The organism is Euzebya pacifica, assembly GCF_003344865.1.
Taxonomy (GTDB): Bacteria; Actinomycetota; Nitriliruptoria; order Euzebyales; family Euzebyaceae; genus Euzebya; species Euzebya pacifica.
Genome location: NZ_CP031165.1, coordinates 3376562 through 3392485 on the forward strand (window position 1 = coordinate 3376562; position 15924 = coordinate 3392485).

Annotated in this window: 16 protein-coding genes; 6 read left to right on the forward strand and 10 right to left on the reverse strand. The window is 71.7% G+C overall.

The window, feature by feature from the left end; translation table 11 throughout:
- Window positions 1–77: 77 nt before the first annotated feature.
- The 3 genes from DVS28_RS30255 to DVS28_RS14455 form a co-directional block, all read right to left on the reverse strand.
- On the reverse strand, window positions 78–461 hold the full coding sequence (locus DVS28_RS30255) for a helix-turn-helix domain-containing protein (protein WP_114592078.1): 384 nt from the start codon (window positions 459–461) through the stop codon (window positions 78–80).
- Between the two features lie 82 nt (window positions 462–543).
- The gene (locus DVS28_RS14450; protein WP_114592079.1) at window positions 544–1278 is read right to left on the reverse strand and encodes an Ltp family lipoprotein; all 735 of its coding nucleotides are present in this window, start codon (window positions 1276–1278) and stop codon (window positions 544–546) included.
- A 351-nt stretch (window positions 1279–1629) separates the two neighbouring features.
- Window positions 1630–2205, reverse strand: a complete 576-nt coding sequence (locus DVS28_RS14455; protein WP_114592080.1) for a thermonuclease family protein — start codon at window positions 2203–2205, stop codon at window positions 1630–1632.
- 182 nt (window positions 2206–2387) lie between these two features.
- Between DVS28_RS14455 and DVS28_RS14460 the strand changes: the two genes are divergently transcribed.
- From DVS28_RS14460 to DVS28_RS14475, 5 genes are all read left to right on the forward strand, one after another.
- The gene (locus DVS28_RS14460) at window positions 2388–2579 is read left to right on the forward strand and encodes a hypothetical protein (RefSeq protein ID WP_114592081.1); all 192 of its coding nucleotides are present in this window, start codon (window positions 2388–2390) and stop codon (window positions 2577–2579) included.
- Window positions 2580–2623: 44 nt separating this feature from the next.
- Window positions 2624–2941 (forward strand): hypothetical protein, encoded by a 318-nt coding sequence (locus tag DVS28_RS28445; RefSeq protein WP_164710552.1) that lies wholly within the window; start codon window positions 2624–2626, stop codon window positions 2939–2941.
- A 134-nt stretch (window positions 2942–3075) separates the two neighbouring features.
- A complete protein-coding gene (gene ileS / locus DVS28_RS14465) occupies window positions 3076–6267 on the forward strand; it encodes an isoleucine--tRNA ligase (protein ID WP_281273476.1) in 3192 nt (1063 codons plus the stop codon).
- Window positions 6264–6920, forward strand: coding sequence for a hypothetical protein (locus tag DVS28_RS29230; protein WP_216826046.1), 657 nt, complete (start codon window positions 6264–6266; stop codon window positions 6918–6920). Before ileS ends, DVS28_RS29230 begins: the two co-directional genes overlap by 4 nt.
- A 68-nt stretch (window positions 6921–6988) precedes the next feature.
- A complete protein-coding gene (locus DVS28_RS14475; protein ID WP_164710554.1) occupies window positions 6989–9043 on the forward strand; it encodes a cell wall-binding repeat-containing protein in 2055 nt (684 codons plus the stop codon).
- Window positions 9044–9082: 39 nt separating this feature from the next.
- On the opposite strand, the gene DVS28_RS28450 is transcribed toward DVS28_RS14475, so the two are convergent.
- The 7 genes from DVS28_RS28450 to ftsZ form a co-directional block, all read right to left on the reverse strand.
- Complete coding sequence (locus DVS28_RS28450) at window positions 9083–9634, reverse strand: hypothetical protein (RefSeq protein WP_164710555.1); 552 nt, start codon at window positions 9632–9634, stop codon at window positions 9083–9085.
- Between the two features lie 108 nt (window positions 9635–9742).
- On the reverse strand, window positions 9743–11233 hold the full coding sequence (locus DVS28_RS14485; RefSeq protein WP_114592084.1) for a DivIVA domain-containing protein: 1491 nt from the start codon (window positions 11231–11233) through the stop codon (window positions 9743–9745).
- 46 nt (window positions 11234–11279) lie between these two features.
- Window positions 11280–11528: a YggT family protein gene (locus tag DVS28_RS14490; RefSeq protein ID WP_108668168.1), complete on the reverse strand. Its 249-nt coding sequence runs from the start codon at window positions 11526–11528 to the stop codon at window positions 11280–11282.
- Window positions 11529–11547: 19 nt separating this feature from the next.
- Entirely contained in the window at window positions 11548–12162 is a 615-nt protein-coding gene (locus tag DVS28_RS14495) for a cell division protein SepF (RefSeq protein ID WP_114592085.1), read from the reverse strand.
- A 104-nt stretch (window positions 12163–12266) separates the two neighbouring features.
- Complete coding sequence (locus DVS28_RS14500) at window positions 12267–12956, reverse strand: YggS family pyridoxal phosphate-dependent enzyme (RefSeq protein ID WP_114592086.1); 690 nt, start codon at window positions 12954–12956, stop codon at window positions 12267–12269.
- Entirely contained in the window at window positions 12953–13756 is an 804-nt protein-coding gene (locus DVS28_RS14505) for a purine nucleoside phosphorylase YfiH/LACC1 family protein (RefSeq protein ID WP_164710556.1), read from the reverse strand. Before DVS28_RS14505 ends, DVS28_RS14500 begins: the two co-directional genes overlap by 4 nt.
- Window positions 13757–13769: 13 nt before the next feature.
- Window positions 13770–14972 carry a cell division protein FtsZ gene (gene ftsZ / locus DVS28_RS14510; protein ID WP_114592088.1) on the reverse strand — a complete coding sequence of 401 codons (1203 nt, stop codon included), beginning with the start codon at window positions 14970–14972 and terminating at the stop codon, window positions 13770–13772.
- 366 nt (window positions 14973–15338) lie between these two features.
- Between ftsZ and DVS28_RS14515 the strand changes: the two genes are divergently transcribed.
- The gene (locus DVS28_RS14515; RefSeq protein WP_216826047.1) at window positions 15339–15866 is read left to right on the forward strand and encodes a hypothetical protein; all 528 of its coding nucleotides are present in this window, start codon (window positions 15339–15341) and stop codon (window positions 15864–15866) included.
- Window positions 15867–15924: the final 58 nt, after the last annotated feature.

The following is a 15924-nucleotide window of genomic DNA, read 5'->3' on the forward strand; positions in this document are numbered from 1 at the left end:
TGAGCAGTCCGAGTGCCTGCAACGCAACGATCGGGTCGCGTTCGACGACGTGGCACCACCGGACGAGGAGGTCGAGGTCACGGTCGAGCGGCGTCTTGCCGGTCTCGAGCCGCGAGACGGCTTGGTCGGTGAGGTCGAGCCGCCGACCCAGCGCCGCTCCAGACAGGTCCCGCTTCCACCGGGCCTTCTTCAGCCAGCGTCCGACCGTCTTGTGGACCTCGTGTTCCTCCAGCGACCCGGGAGGTGGCGGCCACTCGCGTGGCAGCGGGTTGCCGTCGCCCGGAGGTCCGTCGGGGACATCCGGGGCAGGTGGAGGGAGGACGGGATGGCACGGACAGCTCCTCGCCCTGGCCGGCCCGGGACATCCAGGTGGCGGAGATACCGATCCGTCGGGCCACGGCCGCCTGGGTCAGTCCGGTCCGTTCGCGTGCCCGCCGGATCAGCTCACCCGTGCCGGTCACCCGCTACTCCCCTGCCCCTGCCCTGGTCGAGCCTGTGTGCCCGCCCGGCTCGGCCGACACACCGACGAACGGCAGGGGCATGTCAGAGCCCGTTTGCGGTGGCACCATGCTCTGCCTGCGGACGGGTGAACCCGTCGAAGACGAGCTGGTCGATGAGGCCGGACCGAGAGAACGCGCTGAACGACAGGTACTGGGCGCCCTTCGCGACAGCCTGTTCGTTCCAGTCAACGGAGATCCGCGACACGCCGTACTCGGCCTCCGCTGACGTGTACCCGTCGAACTCGAGCTGGCCGATCAGCCCGGACCGAGAGAACGCGCTGAACGACAGGTACTGCTCCGCGGACCCGACGGCCTGCTCGTTCCAGTCGGCCCCGACCGTGTCGACGGCATGGGTCGCATCCTCATAGCTGTAGCCGTCGAACTCGAGCTGACCGATCAGGCCGGATCTGGAGAAGGAGCTGAAGGAGAGGTACTGCTCGGCTGCCCGTCGCGCGTTGCTCTGGCTGGCGGACCCGGCAGGTGCCGCAGGCGCAGGCGCAGGGGGTGGTGGTGCAGGGGCAGGAGCCGGAGGGGGTGCCGGTGCGGGTGCAGGTGGCGCGGGTCGGGTCGGGTCGGCCGCCTCGTCCGTGGTGTCGTCCGGGGCTGCTGCGGCCGTGTCGTCGGGCCGGTCGGACTCGACGGCGACGTCGTCCGGTACCGGGCCCGCGAGTGCCCCGATGATGCCGATGACCACGAACAGGCCGAACACGGACACGGGGATCAGGAACCGCTTCTTCTGATACCACGGACGGCGGCCGCGTGGCGGTGGGGGCTGCATCGGACCGCCTGGCCAGCCGGGGCCTAGTGCGGGCCCCTGTGGTCCGGGCGGCCACTGCTGCCCGGCGGTGGGTGGTCCGGCCGGCCACTGGGGACCGGGCGGGGGCCCGTGCTGCTGGCCGGTGGGCGGTCCCGGAGGCCACTGGCCGACAGGGCCCGAAGGGGGCTGCTGCGGACGGGGAGTCGGGCCGGGTCCGGTCGGCTGGTCTGGTGGCTGCATTGCTGAACTCCTGGGGAGGGGGTGCCAGGACGGTCAGCTGCACACCTCCCCTCCACCCCGGGAGCAGCTGCCCGAGGGGTTCCTCCCCGGACCGTTCGAGGACCGATCGTACCGGATCAGCGGCCGTTCGGGTCAGGTGCCGTCCGTCGTCCAGCAGCCGCCGTGGTGCCCTGCGCCGGCGGTACGGGCCTCCGCGAACGCGACGTCGAGCTCGGCGGCGTAGCCGGGGGCCTCGTGCCGGAAGTCGTCCAGGTACCGGTCGTCGGCCATGCCGTTGCGGGCGAGGACGACCCCGAGGTCCCGGCCGTCGGGCAGGACGACCCGGGCGACGGTCCGGCCGTGGGTGTCGGTGGAGTACGGCGCGACGGTGAACCCGTCGACGAGGTGCGCGGCGGTGTACGCCGTCGACTCCGACCCGCCGCACTCGCCCACCTCCGGGGTGTTGACGAGCCCGACCCGGTACTCGACCCCGTCGGAGGCAACCCAACTGTCCCCGTCACGCTGGTCGACGACCGTCAGCAACACCAGCCTGACACTGACCGCCCCATCGGCCGCCGCCGGAGTGACGGCCGGGGCGAGCGTCCCGGGGCCGGCCAGCCCATAGGCGGTGATGGACCCGGCCAACAGCAGTGCGGCCGTCAGCCGCAGCAGGACGACACCGGGGCGGCGTGACAGGTCGGCGGGCGGCCGTCCGGACGGCACGGGCACGTGGGTCGGTGATGTAGATGTCTGGGGCATGGCGGAGTCCGGGTCCGTGTCGGCGGGAACGGGTCCCCTGGACCGTTGCCCGGCGGTCCGGTCCGACACGACCGGGTTCCCTGCGGATCGGCCGCCCTGACCGGTACCGGCCCCGCAGCACCCTGCGGACCCGAACCGACCACGGAGACGCCTTGACCTCCCTTGTCCTCGTCGACAACGACGCCCTCGACGCCTACGTCGACACGCTCATCACCACGGGCCTGACCGCTGCCGACTGGCGTCTGCCGGTCTACCCGGACGACGACCTCGAGTTCGTCGCGCACATCGGCGTGCAGAACGCCCTCAACTTCTGCTTCTTCAACCCGGCCGCCGACGGCAAGTAAACCGTCACCCACGGCGGCATCCCGTGGACCGGCGCGATGGCCCTGTGTGCCGCGCTCCCGGCCCCAAGCACGAGACCTACCCGTTCCAGGCCGGCTACTGCCAGTTCTGCGACGAGGACATCGAGACCAGCGGGGCATGGGTCGAGGTGCAGATCGCACAGACCTACGTCGTCCACGTCGACGACCGGTCCGAGCTGTCCCTGGACGCCGACTACCCCGACCACCTGATCGCCTGGCGGGACCAGATGGGTCCCAACCCGACCACCGTCAGCGACTACGACGTCGACTTCGAGCTGCACGACATCCCGCCACAACAGGCCATGTGGCAGGGCGCCCTCGACGGCAGCAAGTTGCCCCCGTAGGGGTACAGCGTGTCATCGACCCAGCTGCGCCGCGCACCGGGGGTTGGGTTCATGTCGGCATCGTCCTGCGTACCCGCCCGGTGGGCAACCCGCTGCGGCCGCCATCGCGGCTACGCTCTCCCCTCGCACGACGCATGTCCCCCCGAGAAAGCCGAGCAGTGTTCTCCCCCGTCGATCAGCAGCCCGATTTCCCGGGCATGGAAACTGCCGTCCTGCAGCGCTGGAAGGACCACCAGACCTTCCAGGCGTCCCTCGAGGCACGCGCCGACGGGCCGCTGTTCTCCTTCAACGAGGGGCCACCGACCGCCAACGGCAGGCCAGGCGTGCACCACGTCGAGGCGCGGGTCTTCAAGGACATCTTCCCCCGCTACCGCACGATGAAGGGCTACCGGGTGCCCCGCAAGGCCGGCTGGGACTGCCACGGCATCCCGGTGGAGCTGGAGATCGAGAAGAAGCTCGGCTTCACCCACAAGCAGGAGATCGAGGACTACGGCGTCGAGGCGTTCAACGCGCTGTGCCGCGAGTCGGTGGAGACCTACGTCGACGAGTGGACCCGCCTGACGGAGCGCATCGCGTTCTGGGTCGACACCGACGACGCCTACTGGACGATGGACACCTCCTACGTGGAGAGCGTCTGGTGGAGCCTCAAGCAGCTGTGGGACGCCGGGCTGCTCTACGAGGGCCACAAGGTCCTGCCGTACTGCGGGCGCTGCGGGACCTCGCTCTCGGACCACGAGGTCGCCCAGGGCTACGACCAGGCCGAGGACCCGTCGGTGTACGTCCGTTTCCCCCTCACCGACGGAGCCCTGGCCGAGGCGGGGGCGTCGCTGGCCGTGTGGACGACGACACCGTGGACGCTGATCTCCAACACGCTGGTGGCCGTCGGCGAGGACGTCGCCTACGTGCTGGCGCAGGGCGACGGTGATGCCTACCCCGTGGTCATCGCCCGTGACCTGGTCGAGGCGGTCCTGGGCGAGGGCGCCACGATCCACCGCGATGTCGCCGTGCAGGAGCTGATCGGCCAGCCCTACCGTGCCCCCTTCGACTACGTCGTCCCCGAGGGCCGGGCCCACTACGTCACCACCGCCGACTTCGTCACCACCAGCGACGGCACCGGGCTCGTGCACATGGCGCCCGCGTTCGGCGCTGACGACTACGCCATCGGCCAGCGCGAGGGCGTCGAGGTCGTCAACCCCGTCGACCTCGAGGGACGGTTCACCGAACGGGTCACGCCATGGGCGGGCCTGTTCGTCAAGGACGCCGACGCGGGGATCATCGAGGCGCTCCGCGAGGCCGGCCTGCTGATCAGGGCCGAGACCTACACCCACACCTATCCCTTCTGCTGGCGGTGCAAGAACCCGCTGCTGTACTACGCCAAGCCGTCCTGGTACGTCGCCACGTCGCAGTACAAGGACAAGCTGCTGGCCGTCAACGCCGAGGTCGACTGGCATCCCGAGCACATCCGCGACGGCCGCTACGGCGACTGGTTGTCCAACAACATCGACTGGGCGCTGTCACGGTCCCGCTACTGGGGTACCCCGCTGCCGGTGTGGCGCTGCGACGGCTGTGAGGACACCATCTGCGTCGGCTCCCGAGCCGAGCTCGGCGATCTCGCCGGTTCGGACCTGTCGGCGCTGGACCCCCACCGGCCCTACATCGACGACATCACCTTCGAGTGCCGGCGCGACACCGGCGACGGCCCCTGCGGCGGCACGATGACCCGCGTGCCCGACGTGATCGACGCCTGGTACGACTCCGGTGCGATGCCGTTCGCCCAGTTCGGCTATCCCTACGCCGAGGGGTCGGAGCAGACGTTCAGCGAACGCTTCCCGGCCGACTACATCTGCGAGGCCATCGACCAGACCCGCGGCTGGTTCTACTCGCTGATGGCCGAGTCCACGCTGCTGTTCGAGCAGAACAGCTACCGGACCGTCCTGTGCCTCGGGCACATCGTCGACGCCGACGGCAAGAAGATGTCGAAGTCCCTGGGCAACATCATCTCGCCGTGGGAGATCGTCGACCGGCACGGCGCCGACCCGCTCCGCTGGCTGCTGCTGACCGATGGATCCCCGTGGATCAACCGTCGGGTCGGGCACGGACCCGTCGAGGACGTCGTCCGTCGGTTCTTCCTGACGCTGTGGAACAGCTACTACTTCTTCGTCACCTACGCCCGGATCGACGGGTGGACCCCCGACGCACGGCCCGCCCCGCCGGTTGCCGAACGGCCGGTCATGGACCGCTGGATCCTGTCCGAGCTCGCCCAGCTGATCACGACCGTGGACGAGGGGCTGGAGGCGTTCGACGCCACCACCGCCGGTCGTGCGCTGGAGGACTTCGTCGACGGCCTGTCCAACTGGTACATCCGTCGGACCCGGTCGCGGTTCTGGGCAGCGGGCACGTCGGCGGACAAGGACGCGGCCTTCGCCACCCTGCACGAGTGCCTCGTGACGCTGTCGGCGCTGCTGGCCCCCTTCACCCCCTTCGTCGCCGAGTCGCTGTACGACAACCTGGTGTGCACCGTCGACGCCGACGCGCCGGACAGCGTCCACCTGCTGGACTTCCCCGTGCCCGACACGACAGCCGACGACGCCGACCTCCGACGCGCCATGGCTGCGGCCCGGCAGGTCGTCACCCTCGGGCTGCGGGCCCGCAACGAGGCCCAGATCGGGGTGCGTCAGCCCCTCCCCCGGGCGCTGGTCACCCTGCCCGACACCGATGGGTGGGACCGTGTTGCCGGTGTGGTCGCCGACGAGCTCAACCTCAAGGCGATCGAGCTGAGCGAGGGCGGCGACACCGTCAGCTACCAGCTCAAGGCCAGCTTCCGCGACCTCGGCCGCGTGTTCGGCAAGCAGACCCCCGACGTCGCCGCCGCCATCACCTCCGCCGATCCCGATCCGGTCGTCGCGGCAGTGCGCGCCGGGCAGTCCGTCGACCTGATGCTGGCCGACGGCACACCGGTCACCGTCGACCCGTCGATGATCCAGGTCGTGGAGGAGTCCCGGGAGGGCTGGACGGTGGCCACCGAGGGCGGCGTGTCGGTGGCGCTGGACCTGACCGTCGACGACGTCCTGCGTCGTGAGGGCCTGGCCCGCGAGCTGATCCGGACCATCAACGACCAGCGAAAGCAGCTGGACCTCCAGCTGTCGGACCGGATCCGGCTCGAGCTGGCCATCGACGGTCAGCTCGAGCAGGCGGTGGCCGACCACCGCGAGACCATCTGCCGCGAGACCCTGGCAACCGACATCACCGACGGCGCCGCCTCCGGCGGGGCGTTCGTCGAGGTCGGCGGACACGCCGCCCGCATTCGTATCGAGGTCAACCGATGACTGCACGCACCCTGCTCCGCCGAACCCTGTTCCTGGCCGGCTTCCTCGGCCTGGTCGCCGGGGTCGTGTGGAGCCGCAAGGAGCTCAACGAACCCAACGACCGCACCGGTTCGGCGATCCCCCTCCCCCGGGTGCCCAGGGGCACCGACCGGATCGCCGACGCACGCCTGGTGGCACGTCCGGAGGAACCCGAGTGGGTCGTCGACCTGGCGGGTTGGGTCCCCAAGGCGATCCGGAACCGGCCCCTGCAGGTCGTGGCCATCCTGTGGGCGTTCCCCTCGACGCTGGTGGGGCTGGTCGTCGGCCTGCTGAGCGGCGCGAGGCCGACCCTGCGCGATGGCGTGGTCGTCTTCTCCCCCGTCCGCGGACCGGTCTGCTTCGCGCTCCACCGAGGAGGGTTCGCCGCCACGACCCTGGGGCACGTGGTCCTGGCCCGGCACCAGCCGTCGGACGCCCTGATGGCCCACGAGCTGGTGCACACCCGCCAGGCGGAGCGGCTGGGCCCGCTCATGGGACCGGTCTACTGGTACCTGCTGGTCCGCTACGGCTACGCACGCCATCCCATGGAGCGAGCCGCCCGCGTTGCCGGTCGCGAGGCCAAGCACCTGGGCGGCGGGCACACCCGACCAACCGCACCCCCCGTCCACACCTAGGCTCCGCCCCGATGGGCCCGCGGCGCAGTCCTCGACCGGGTCGCCTCGCCTCGTGCGGGACGATCGGCGTGCGTGCGCGTGCCCGCGGGGTGCTCACCGCCCTCCTGGTGATGGCGTGCGTGTGGTCGACCGGCATCAGCCCGGCCTCGGCCGACCCAACGCCCGCGACGACCGGACAGGACGCGGCGGCCCTGGCCGGCGGGTGGCTGGCCCGACAGATCACCGCCAGCGGGTCCCCACGAGGCACCAACACCGCCACGGACGTGCGCCCCGCCGGTTGGGCGGTCCTCGGCATGCTGGCCGGCGGGGTCGGCGAGACGGCGGCCGGGCGGGCCACCGCCGCGATCTCCTCGGCGATGACGGACCGGCCACTCGACGAGGTGGATACCGGTGAGCTGGCGATGGCCATCGTCGTTGGCGTCGCGCGGAGCGCACCGCTCGTGGTCGGGCCCGATGACCTCGACCTCGTCGCGGCCCTGCAAGCTCGAACCCAGTCCAGCGGCGTCGACGAGGGGCTGATCGGCTCGTCGTCGCTGCTGCAGGAGCCGGTGACCACCCACAGCCTCGGGTTGCTGGCGTTGCGAGCAGCAGGTGTCCAGGCCACGGAGGCCCAGCAGCGATGGCTGATCGAGCAGCAGTGCCCGTCCGGTGGGTGGCCGCTGTACCGCAGCGCCCCCGCTCGGTCGACGGGAACCTGTGAGCTGCTCGTGCCCGACATGTCGTTCACCGCCCTTGCCGCACAGGCCGCGGCGGCTGCCGGCATCGAGGTGCCGTTCGACGTCGAGCCGTTCCTGCGCGCCTCCAGCAGCCCCACGGGGGGCTTCGCACCCGCACCGGGGTTGTCCCCGACCCCGGTGGCCACCGCGCAGGGGATCTCCGCCCACCGCGCGCTGCTGGGATCGGAGCCCGACGAGACCTGGGCAGGCACGGCCGGGACGCCGCAGCAGGTCCTCCTGGCCGAGCAGCTGGGCTGCGGCTGGCACGGAGAGGACCGGGGCGCGGTCCCCGACCGCATGCTCGACACCGCCGGGGACGTCACACAACCCTCCGCCGACGAGCCGGGTGTCGCCGGCCCCGTCGAGGACGTTGCTGCTGCCGCGCTGGCCTGGGCCGGCATGCTGCTGCCGGCCGTCCCCGGCGGGCCGCGTGTGGGCGACCCCTTCCCGGACTGCCCCGTGGCGACGTCCCGGGCGGCCGGCAGCGACCGGGTCGCAACCGCGGTCGCCCTGTCGACCGAGGCGTTTCCCGACGGTGCCCCGGCCGCGGTCGTCGCGACGGCCGCTGGCTACGCCGACGCGCTCGCCGCCACGGCGCTGGCCGGTCGCCTCGGCGGCCCGGTGCTGCTGACCCCGCCGGCTGACCTTCCGACGGTGGTCGTCGACGAGCTGACCCGCCTGGGCGTGGAGGAGGTGGTGCTGATGGGCGGCCCCGCAGCCCTTGCCCGACGTGTGGAGGCGACGGCTGCGACGGTGGAGACCGTGGAGACCGTGCGGCGCATCGCCGGGGAGACGAGGTTCCAGACGGCTGCCGCGGCCGCCGAGGAGGTGGGTGGGAACCGCGCCTTCCTCGCCAGGGGTGCGGGGCCGGCCGACCGGGCGCCGTGGGCCGACGCGTTGGCCGTGGGTGCCTGGGCCGCGACGCAAGGCATCCCGGTGCTGCTGACGGAGGCCGATGTCCTGCCCGAGGAGACGGCCGCGGCCCTCGACGGACGTGCGGAGGTCATCCTCGTCGGCGGAACGGCGGCCGTGTCGGAGGCGGTGGCGCAGCACGCGTCGTCCCACGCGGACGCGATCCGTCGGATCGGCGGGGGCAGCCGCTTGGCGACCTCCGCGATGGTGTTCGTTGCCGCCCGCGCCGACGGCGTCGACGTCGACCGGGTCGCGATGGCCACGAGCGCGGACTATCCCGACGCGTTGGCGGCAGGGCCGGCGGTGGCCGCGCTCGGTGGCAGCCTGCTGCTGGTCGATCCATCGGCAGGCATGGCGAACCCCGACACCGCCAACGCCCTCCTCGACGTCGACTTCGTCGTGGACGACCTGCTCGCCGTGGGGGGCGTCGTCGGGCTGCCCGCCAGAGTGCTGGCCGACGCGGCGGTGCTGGTCCGCGAGGGCACCGACGGCTGAGGCCCCCGCGAGGGCAACCCTACGCGGGAGGATGCAGACCTAGGCGGGAGGTGGAGGTGGCGGCGGCGGTGTTGCGGCCGGACGCGTCGGCCCGGAGGAGGATGCCGGTCGGGGGCTCGCACCGGGGGGTGCCCAGCCGCCGCCCTTGGGGGCTGCCGGCGCGGACGTGGGCGGCGCGACGGGTGGAGGTGCGGGGGCCGGCGGAGGTGTGGACACCGGTGGGGTTGCCGCAGGCGGCGCCGCGGGCGCCGGGGGTGCCGAGTCCTGCACCGCGGGCGGCGTTGCGGAGGCCCCGCTCAGGTCGGTGGTGACGTCCTCGTCACGCGACAGGGCGTCTTGCCCGTTGCCGCTCCACCCGGCACCCTTCCACGTGGCGGCCGGCGCATCGTCACCGGAGGTCGTCGTGGGTGCTGCGGCACGGACGGGCTTGGGTCGCCGGTTGCCGCGGAGCACGCCGACCAGCAGGAACACCCCCGCAGCCAACGCGGCCGCGATGGAGACGTAGATGAGGTCGAGCTCCTCGGAGAACAGACCGCCGATCAGCAGGCTGACGGCTGAGACGAGGACGAGGATGAGGCTGATGAGGATCACGCGTTGGCCTTCGGCCGCGAACGAACGGATGCGGAACGAGCCCGAGCGTACTGCCTCGATCGCCGACGCCCGGACAGGTCCGGGGTCCGGTCGTCCGAGGCCCTCGGTTCAGTCCCGGTGGGGGGCACGCAGGAGGTGGACCAGGTCGATCTGGCTGCTCGTGGACGAGCTGCCGCGGCGGCCGCTGGTGCTGCCGATGTCGTCGCCGACGACCCGCAGGCGCGGGTGGTCATCGGCTGATGCGGCGTCATCGCCCGGCCCGTCATCGACGACGTCGAGGGCCAGGAGGGGCTCCGCAGGTGGCGGACCGGACGAGCTCGGGGCCTCGTCCTCCTCCGACCCCGTGACGTCCTGCTGGGACCCGTCATCCGGCTCGGCGTCGTCTGGCTGGGCGTCGTCTGGCTCGGCGTCGTCTGGCTCGGTGTCCTCCGGCTGGGACTCCTGCCGCTCGGACTCGGCCCGGTCGGACTCGACCTGCTCGGACTCGGCCTGTTCGGACTCGACCTGCTCGGACTCGACGTGCTCGAGCTCGGAACCCTCCGCCGATCCGGTGTCGTCGGTGCGGCTCGACCGCAACCGGTCGATGGTCGTCAGCATCTCCTCCGGCACCGCCGGCAGGGCCCCCAGCCGCTCGATCTCCGCCATCTGGCTCGACATCGCGTCGGTGATGACCCGGGCGTAGGCGGTGCGCTGCTCGGCGAGCTTCTCCGCCGTGCGCATCGCGTCGTCGAGGACCGCCGCAGCCTCGGACCGGGCCTCGCCGACCTGGCGGGAGGCATCGGCCAGCAGCTCCGATGCACGGGCCTCGGCCCGGGCGGTCATCGCGGCGGCGGAGGACTCGGCATCCGACACGGTCGCCCGGGCACGCGCGTCGGCCTCGGCGATCAGTCGTTCGGCCTCGGTCCCGGCGTCGGAGCGGGTGCGCTCGGCTTCGGCACGCGCGTCGGCAACAGCCTGCTCGGCCACGCCCCGTGCTTCCTCGGTGGTCTGGTTGGCCTCGGCCCGTGCGGTCTCGACGAGGCGTTGTGCCTCGGCCTCGGCCTCGCTGCGGACGCGGTCGGCCTCCCGGTTGGCTTCGGCCCGTTCGGCAGCCGCGGCCGCCCGGGCGTCGTGCAGCAGCCGTTCGGCCTCCTCACGGGTGCGCGTGCGCAGTCCCTCGGCCTCGCTCCTGGCACCGGCGAGGGTCGCAGACGCCTCTTCCTTCGCGGCGGACACGGTGCGCTCGGCCAGGGCCTGGGCTTCGTGCACGGTCGCGTCGGCCGTGCGCTGCGCGGTGATGAGCGTCCGCTTCAGCATCTTCTCGGCCTCGAGCGCATCGCTTGCTGCCGACTCGACCTGCGCCACGCGGGCGTTCGCAGCGGACTCGGCCTGCTGCACCCGGTCCGCGGCGGCGGCCACCCGTTCGTCGGCCTGTGCGCGCGCGTCCGCGGCGTGGCGCTCGGCGTCGTTCAGGCGCGCCAGCAGCCCCTCGCGTTCGCGGCGCAGCTCCTCGAGGGTGTCGGCCACCCGATCAAGGAAGGTGTCGACGTCCTCGCGGTCGTAGCCGCGGAACTCGGTGGCGAATACCTGACGTTCGATGTCGTCGGGTGACAAGCTCATGGCAGCTCCGTTGGCGTCCTCGCGATCACTCGCGCCCCAGGGCCGGTCAGCAGAGGATGGCCTGGAGGATGTTCACCCCAAAGAAAAGCACGAGGATGCTCAGATCCAGCGCAACCGCTCCCATTCGCATGGGCGGGATCGCGTTGCGGAGGGGGGCGACAGCCCAGTCCGTGGCCCTGACGGCCACGTCGTTGACGACCAGCAGCGGGTCCGGTGGACGGGGAATCCACGAGAAGATCACCCGGACGATGAGCAGGACCCAGAACGCGGTGAGCGCCCAGCAGATGATCAGCATGGCCCCACCGTAGGTGGCGTCACGACGTCAGGCCACGATCCTGCAACCGTGACAGCTCGCCAGCGGAGATCTCCACGTCGGCCGGGGTCAGCAGGAAGATGCGGTCGCCCTTGCGCTCGATGCGCCCGTCGAGGCCGTAGATGAGGCCCGAGGCGAAGTCGAGGAGCCGCTTGGCGACGGTCTCGCTGGCGCCCTGCAGGTTCATCAGCACCGGCACCCGGTCGCGGAAGTTCTCCCCGACCTCCTCCACGTCGTTGAACGTGGTGGGGCTGGTGATGTGGACGTGGTCGGCGACACGAGGGCCACTCGGCGCCGGCGGGTCCTCGGCCCGGGGGCCGCCCAGGACGTTGACCGTGCCGGTCGGTGCGACCGGGGCGGGCGAGGATGCCGGCCCCGTGCCCGACGCACCCATCCCGGACGCACCCATGCCGGCGGGGGCCATGTCGTCGTCCATCGACCCGGCGGTCGGGATCCGTCGCACGTTGGACGGCTCGGACCGCGGCGCTGCCGGCGGTTCGGCGCTCAGGGGCGGCGCACCCATCGGCTCGGCCGTGGGCATGTCGTTGTAGTCGTCGTCGTACTCCTCGACCAGGCCGAGGAAGTGCATCGCGCGCTTCCATCCGTTGGACGCCATCTGTTGCTCCCTTCCATGCCCCCCAGGGGGCGGTCGTGGCCGGTGTGGCCACGGTAGTTCGGTTGTACTGGTGGACCGGCGAGGTGCCCCGCCCGTCCGGGCGGTCAGCCGTCGCGCGGACCGAAGATCGCGGTGCCGAGGCGGACGAGGGTTGCCCCCTCCTCCACCGCCAGCTCGTAGTCCCCGCTCATGCCCATGGACAGGTGCACGATCTCGGGGAAGGACTCGCGCAGCTCGTCGCGCAGGGTGCGCAGCCGCACGAAGGCGGGACGGGGGTCCGCCCCGAGGGCGGGAATCGTCATGACCCCCTGCACGGAGATACCGGGGATCTCGCGGATGCGCGCGATCGCCGTGGGTGCCTCGTCGATGGAGAAGCCCGCCTTGTCGGGGTCCTCACCGGCGTTGACCTGGACCAGGACGCGCTGGACCCGCTGGTGGTCGCGGGCCTCGGTGGCGATGGCCTCGGCCAGCCGCATGGAGTCCACGGAGTGGATCAGCGTCGCGGTACCGGCGACCAGGCTCACCTTGTTGCGCTGGAGTCGGCCGACGAAGTGCCAGCGAACCCCGAGCGCCGGGTCGGCGTCGTGGCGCGCTGCGAGTGCCTTCGCCCGGCTCTCGCCGAAGTCGACCTGCCCGGCGTCGCGCGCGGCGCGAACCGCGTCGTCGTCGAACGTCTTGGAGACCGCGACGAGGGTGATCCCGCTGGTGGAGCGGCCGGCGCGTTCCGCGGCCTCGGCGATCGTGCGCCTCACGTGTTCGAGGCGCGCGGCGATGGTCGTCGACATCTCGCTCATGCGTCCTCCCGCACGATCACGCCGATCTGTCGTCCGGCGGGAAAGGTCGTTGCGTCCATGGTCGTGGCCCGGTGGCTGAACCACGTGTCGGCCTCGCACCTGGTGCAGCCGCCGGCGCGGTTGATCCGGGTGACGCCCCGGGCCAGCAGCTGATCGCCCACCGCACCGGGGAGGTCAAGGGACGGAGTACCCCAGGACGTCCGTGCGCGCGCGTTCGGCAGGCCCGTGGCCTCCACCACGTCGGCGGCCATGTCGGCCGGTACCTCGTAGCAGCAGGGGCCGATGGCCGGTCCGATCACGGCAGCGACCTGGTCCGCGGACGCGTGTCCGTCGGCGAGAAGCACCTCGATGGCCTCCCCCACGACGTCCAGCGCCACCCCTCCCCTGCCTGCATGGACCGCACCGATGGCGTCGCCGGCCGACAGGAGGACGGGAACGCAGTCCGCAACGAACACGCCGAGCGCCGTTGCCGGACTGGTGGTCACCAGCCCGTCGGCCTCCGGCCGGCGGTCGGGAGCGGAGCCCGCTCCGGCGTCCTCGCCGACCGTTGCAACCGTGCGGCCGTGGACCTGTCGCATCAGGGCGACCGGCACGTCGGGGTGGCCGATCTCGGCCACGAGCGCGCGCCGAGCCGCCACCGGGTCTCCCTGGCCGACGGTGTCGGAGGTGGTGCCGTGCGCACGGGTGGAGAACCCGTAGCGCACGTCCGACCGCCCGGGCATCAGCCCGGTTCGGGGGACGGTGGGCGGCGCCGCGGCGCTCGCCGGGACCGCGCCCGTCGCGGTTCGAGGGGCGTTCACGTCGTCAGTCGGGTCAGCGGCGCAGGAACGAGGGGATGTCGAGGTCGTCGTCACCGTCGTCGTCGGCCGGACGGTCCGACGCCGCCGGCGAGCGGAAGACGTCTTCGTCGTCATCGTCGTCGTCGAGGATCGACGGCAGCGGCGGCGGGCTGTCCACCCGCACGGTGCGGCCGAAGTCGGGACGGGACGGCTCGCGCGTCGGACGCAGGGGCGTGACGTTGGCCGCCTGTGCCGACATCTGGGTCGGCGCCTTCTCCTGGGCCGAGGTCGGCGAGTCGTTGAACCCCGCAGCGATGACGGTGACCTTGACCTCGTCGCCGAGGGAGTCGTCGATGACGGTACCGAAGATGATGTTGCCCTCGGGGTCGGCGTGGTCCTGGACCGCCGCAGCGGCCTCGTTGACCTCGTGCAGGCCCAGGTCGGAGCCACCGGCGATGGTCAGCAGCACGCCGCGCGCACCGTCCATGGAGGCCTCGAGCAGGGGCGAGGAGATCGCCATCTCGGCGGCCTGCCGTGCACGACCCTCGCCGCGCGCCTTGCCGACGCCCATCGTGGCCGAGCCGGCGTCACGCATGACGGTGGACACGTCGGCGAAGTCGGTGTTGATCAGACCCGGGGTCGTGATCAGGTCGGTGATGCCCTGCACACCGTGCAGCAGCACGTCGTCGGCCAGGCGGAACGCCTCCAGCATCGAGGTCTCGGTGTCGGAGATCTCCAGCAGCCGGTCGTTGGGGATGACGATGAGGGTGTCGACCGCGGCGGCCAGACGGTCCACACCGTGCTCGGCCTGCATGGCGCGGCGACGGCCCTCGAAGGAGAACGGCCGGGTGACCACACCGATGGTGAGGGCGCCGAGCGACTTGGCGATGTCGGCAACGATCGGTGCGCCACCGGTTCCGGTGCCACCACCTTCGCCTGCCGTGACGAAGACCATGTCGGCCCCCTTGAGGACCTCCTCGATCTCGTCGCGGTGCTCCTCGGCGGCCTTCTCGCCCACCTCGGGGTCCGAACCGGCGCCGAGTCCACGCGTCAGCTCACGGCCGACGTCGAGCTTGACGTCGGCGTCGGACATCAGCAGGGCCTGGGCGTCGGTGTTCACCGCGATGAACTCCACGCCCTTCAGGCCCGCTTCGATCATGCGGTTGACGGCGTTTACTCCGCCGCCTCCGATCCCGACCACCTTGATGACGGCCAGGTAGTTCTGTGGTGCGGCCACGAACGTGTCTCCTTGTCATTTCCCTGCGCTCTGCCGGCGCAGCTGTTCACTTCAACATGGGGGAAGACCCCTCGCGGGCCACTCCCCGATGGGGGGCGATCCGTGGTGGGCATGGTGGGTGTGACCGTGTCGATCGAACCCTAACCCTCAAGTAGAGGGTTATACTTATGTAAACCTCTTGACTGGTCAGACCTTACGCACTGCCTCCGCATGCGTCAACCTGACCACCCTGCCGGTGCCCCGGGGGAGTCCTCGTGAAACGGTGACAGCGGGTGGACGGTGGGACTGGCGCGGCAGACAATCGCCGGTGTCCGTGCCGTGCACGAAGGTCGCACGGCTGTCCGCCAGTCGAGGGGAACCACCACCATGAAGGTTCGTGTGCAGTCAGCCAGATCCGGGTCCGGGCGGTCGCGTGCGTCGATGGGCCGTGCCGCCCTCCTGCTGGCGGTGATGTTGCTGGCCGCTGCCTGCAGCGCCCAGGACGTCGCGGAGAACATCGCCAACCAGGCGCTGGAGGAGGAAGGGATCTCCATCGACCTCGACGGCGACCAGATCACCGTGGACGGCCCCGACGGGCAGGTCAGCGTCGGCCAGGGCCTGCCTGCGGACTTCCCCGCGGACTTCCCCCTCCCCCAGGGTGCCGAGGCGCAGGGCGGTGCGGGAGGGGCGGGTCGTGACGTCGTTGCGATCTTCCAGGCCGACGGGTCCGTCGAGGACGTCTCGGCGTTCTTCTCCGCCGAGCTGCCGGCCGCCGGCTACGAGATCACCCAGTCGACCGGCGACGGCTCGACCGGACAGGTCTACAGCGTCTCCGGCAACGGCTGGACGGGCGAGGTCGCCATCGGCCAGAGCGTCGGCACCAGCTTCACCGTCAGCCTCGACCGCCAGGAGTAACCGGACCGCGACGGCCGGGATTGGTCGTCGGCGACGATTGTGGGCGTCGGTGCACGGG

Excerpts from the sequence above, each read along its gene's own strand:
- DVS28_RS14450 (WP_114592079.1), bottom strand. The coding sequence starts at position 1,278 with ATGCAGCCCCCACCGCCACGCGGCCGCCGTCCGTGGTATCAGAAGAAG.
- ileS (WP_281273476.1), top strand. The coding sequence starts at position 3,076 with ATGTCCCCCCGAGAAAGCCGAGCAGTGTTCTCCCCCGTCGATCAGCAG.
- DVS28_RS29230 (WP_216826046.1), top strand. The coding sequence starts at position 6,264 with ATGACTGCACGCACCCTGCTCCGCCGAACCCTGTTCCTGGCCGGCTTC.
- DVS28_RS14485 (WP_114592084.1), bottom strand. The coding sequence starts at position 11,233 with ATGAGCTTGTCACCCGACGACATCGAACGTCAGGTATTCGCCACCGAG.
- DVS28_RS14490 (WP_108668168.1), bottom strand. The coding sequence starts at position 11,528 with ATGCTGATCATCTGCTGGGCGCTCACCGCGTTCTGGGTCCTGCTCATC.
- DVS28_RS14495 (WP_114592085.1), bottom strand. The coding sequence starts at position 12,162 with ATGGCGTCCAACGGATGGAAGCGCGCGATGCACTTCCTCGGCCTGGTC.
- DVS28_RS14500 (WP_114592086.1), bottom strand. The coding sequence starts at position 12,956 with ATGAGCGAGATGTCGACGACCATCGCCGCGCGCCTCGAACACGTGAGG.
- DVS28_RS14515 (WP_216826047.1), top strand. The coding sequence starts at position 15,339 with ATGAAGGTTCGTGTGCAGTCAGCCAGATCCGGGTCCGGGCGGTCGCGT.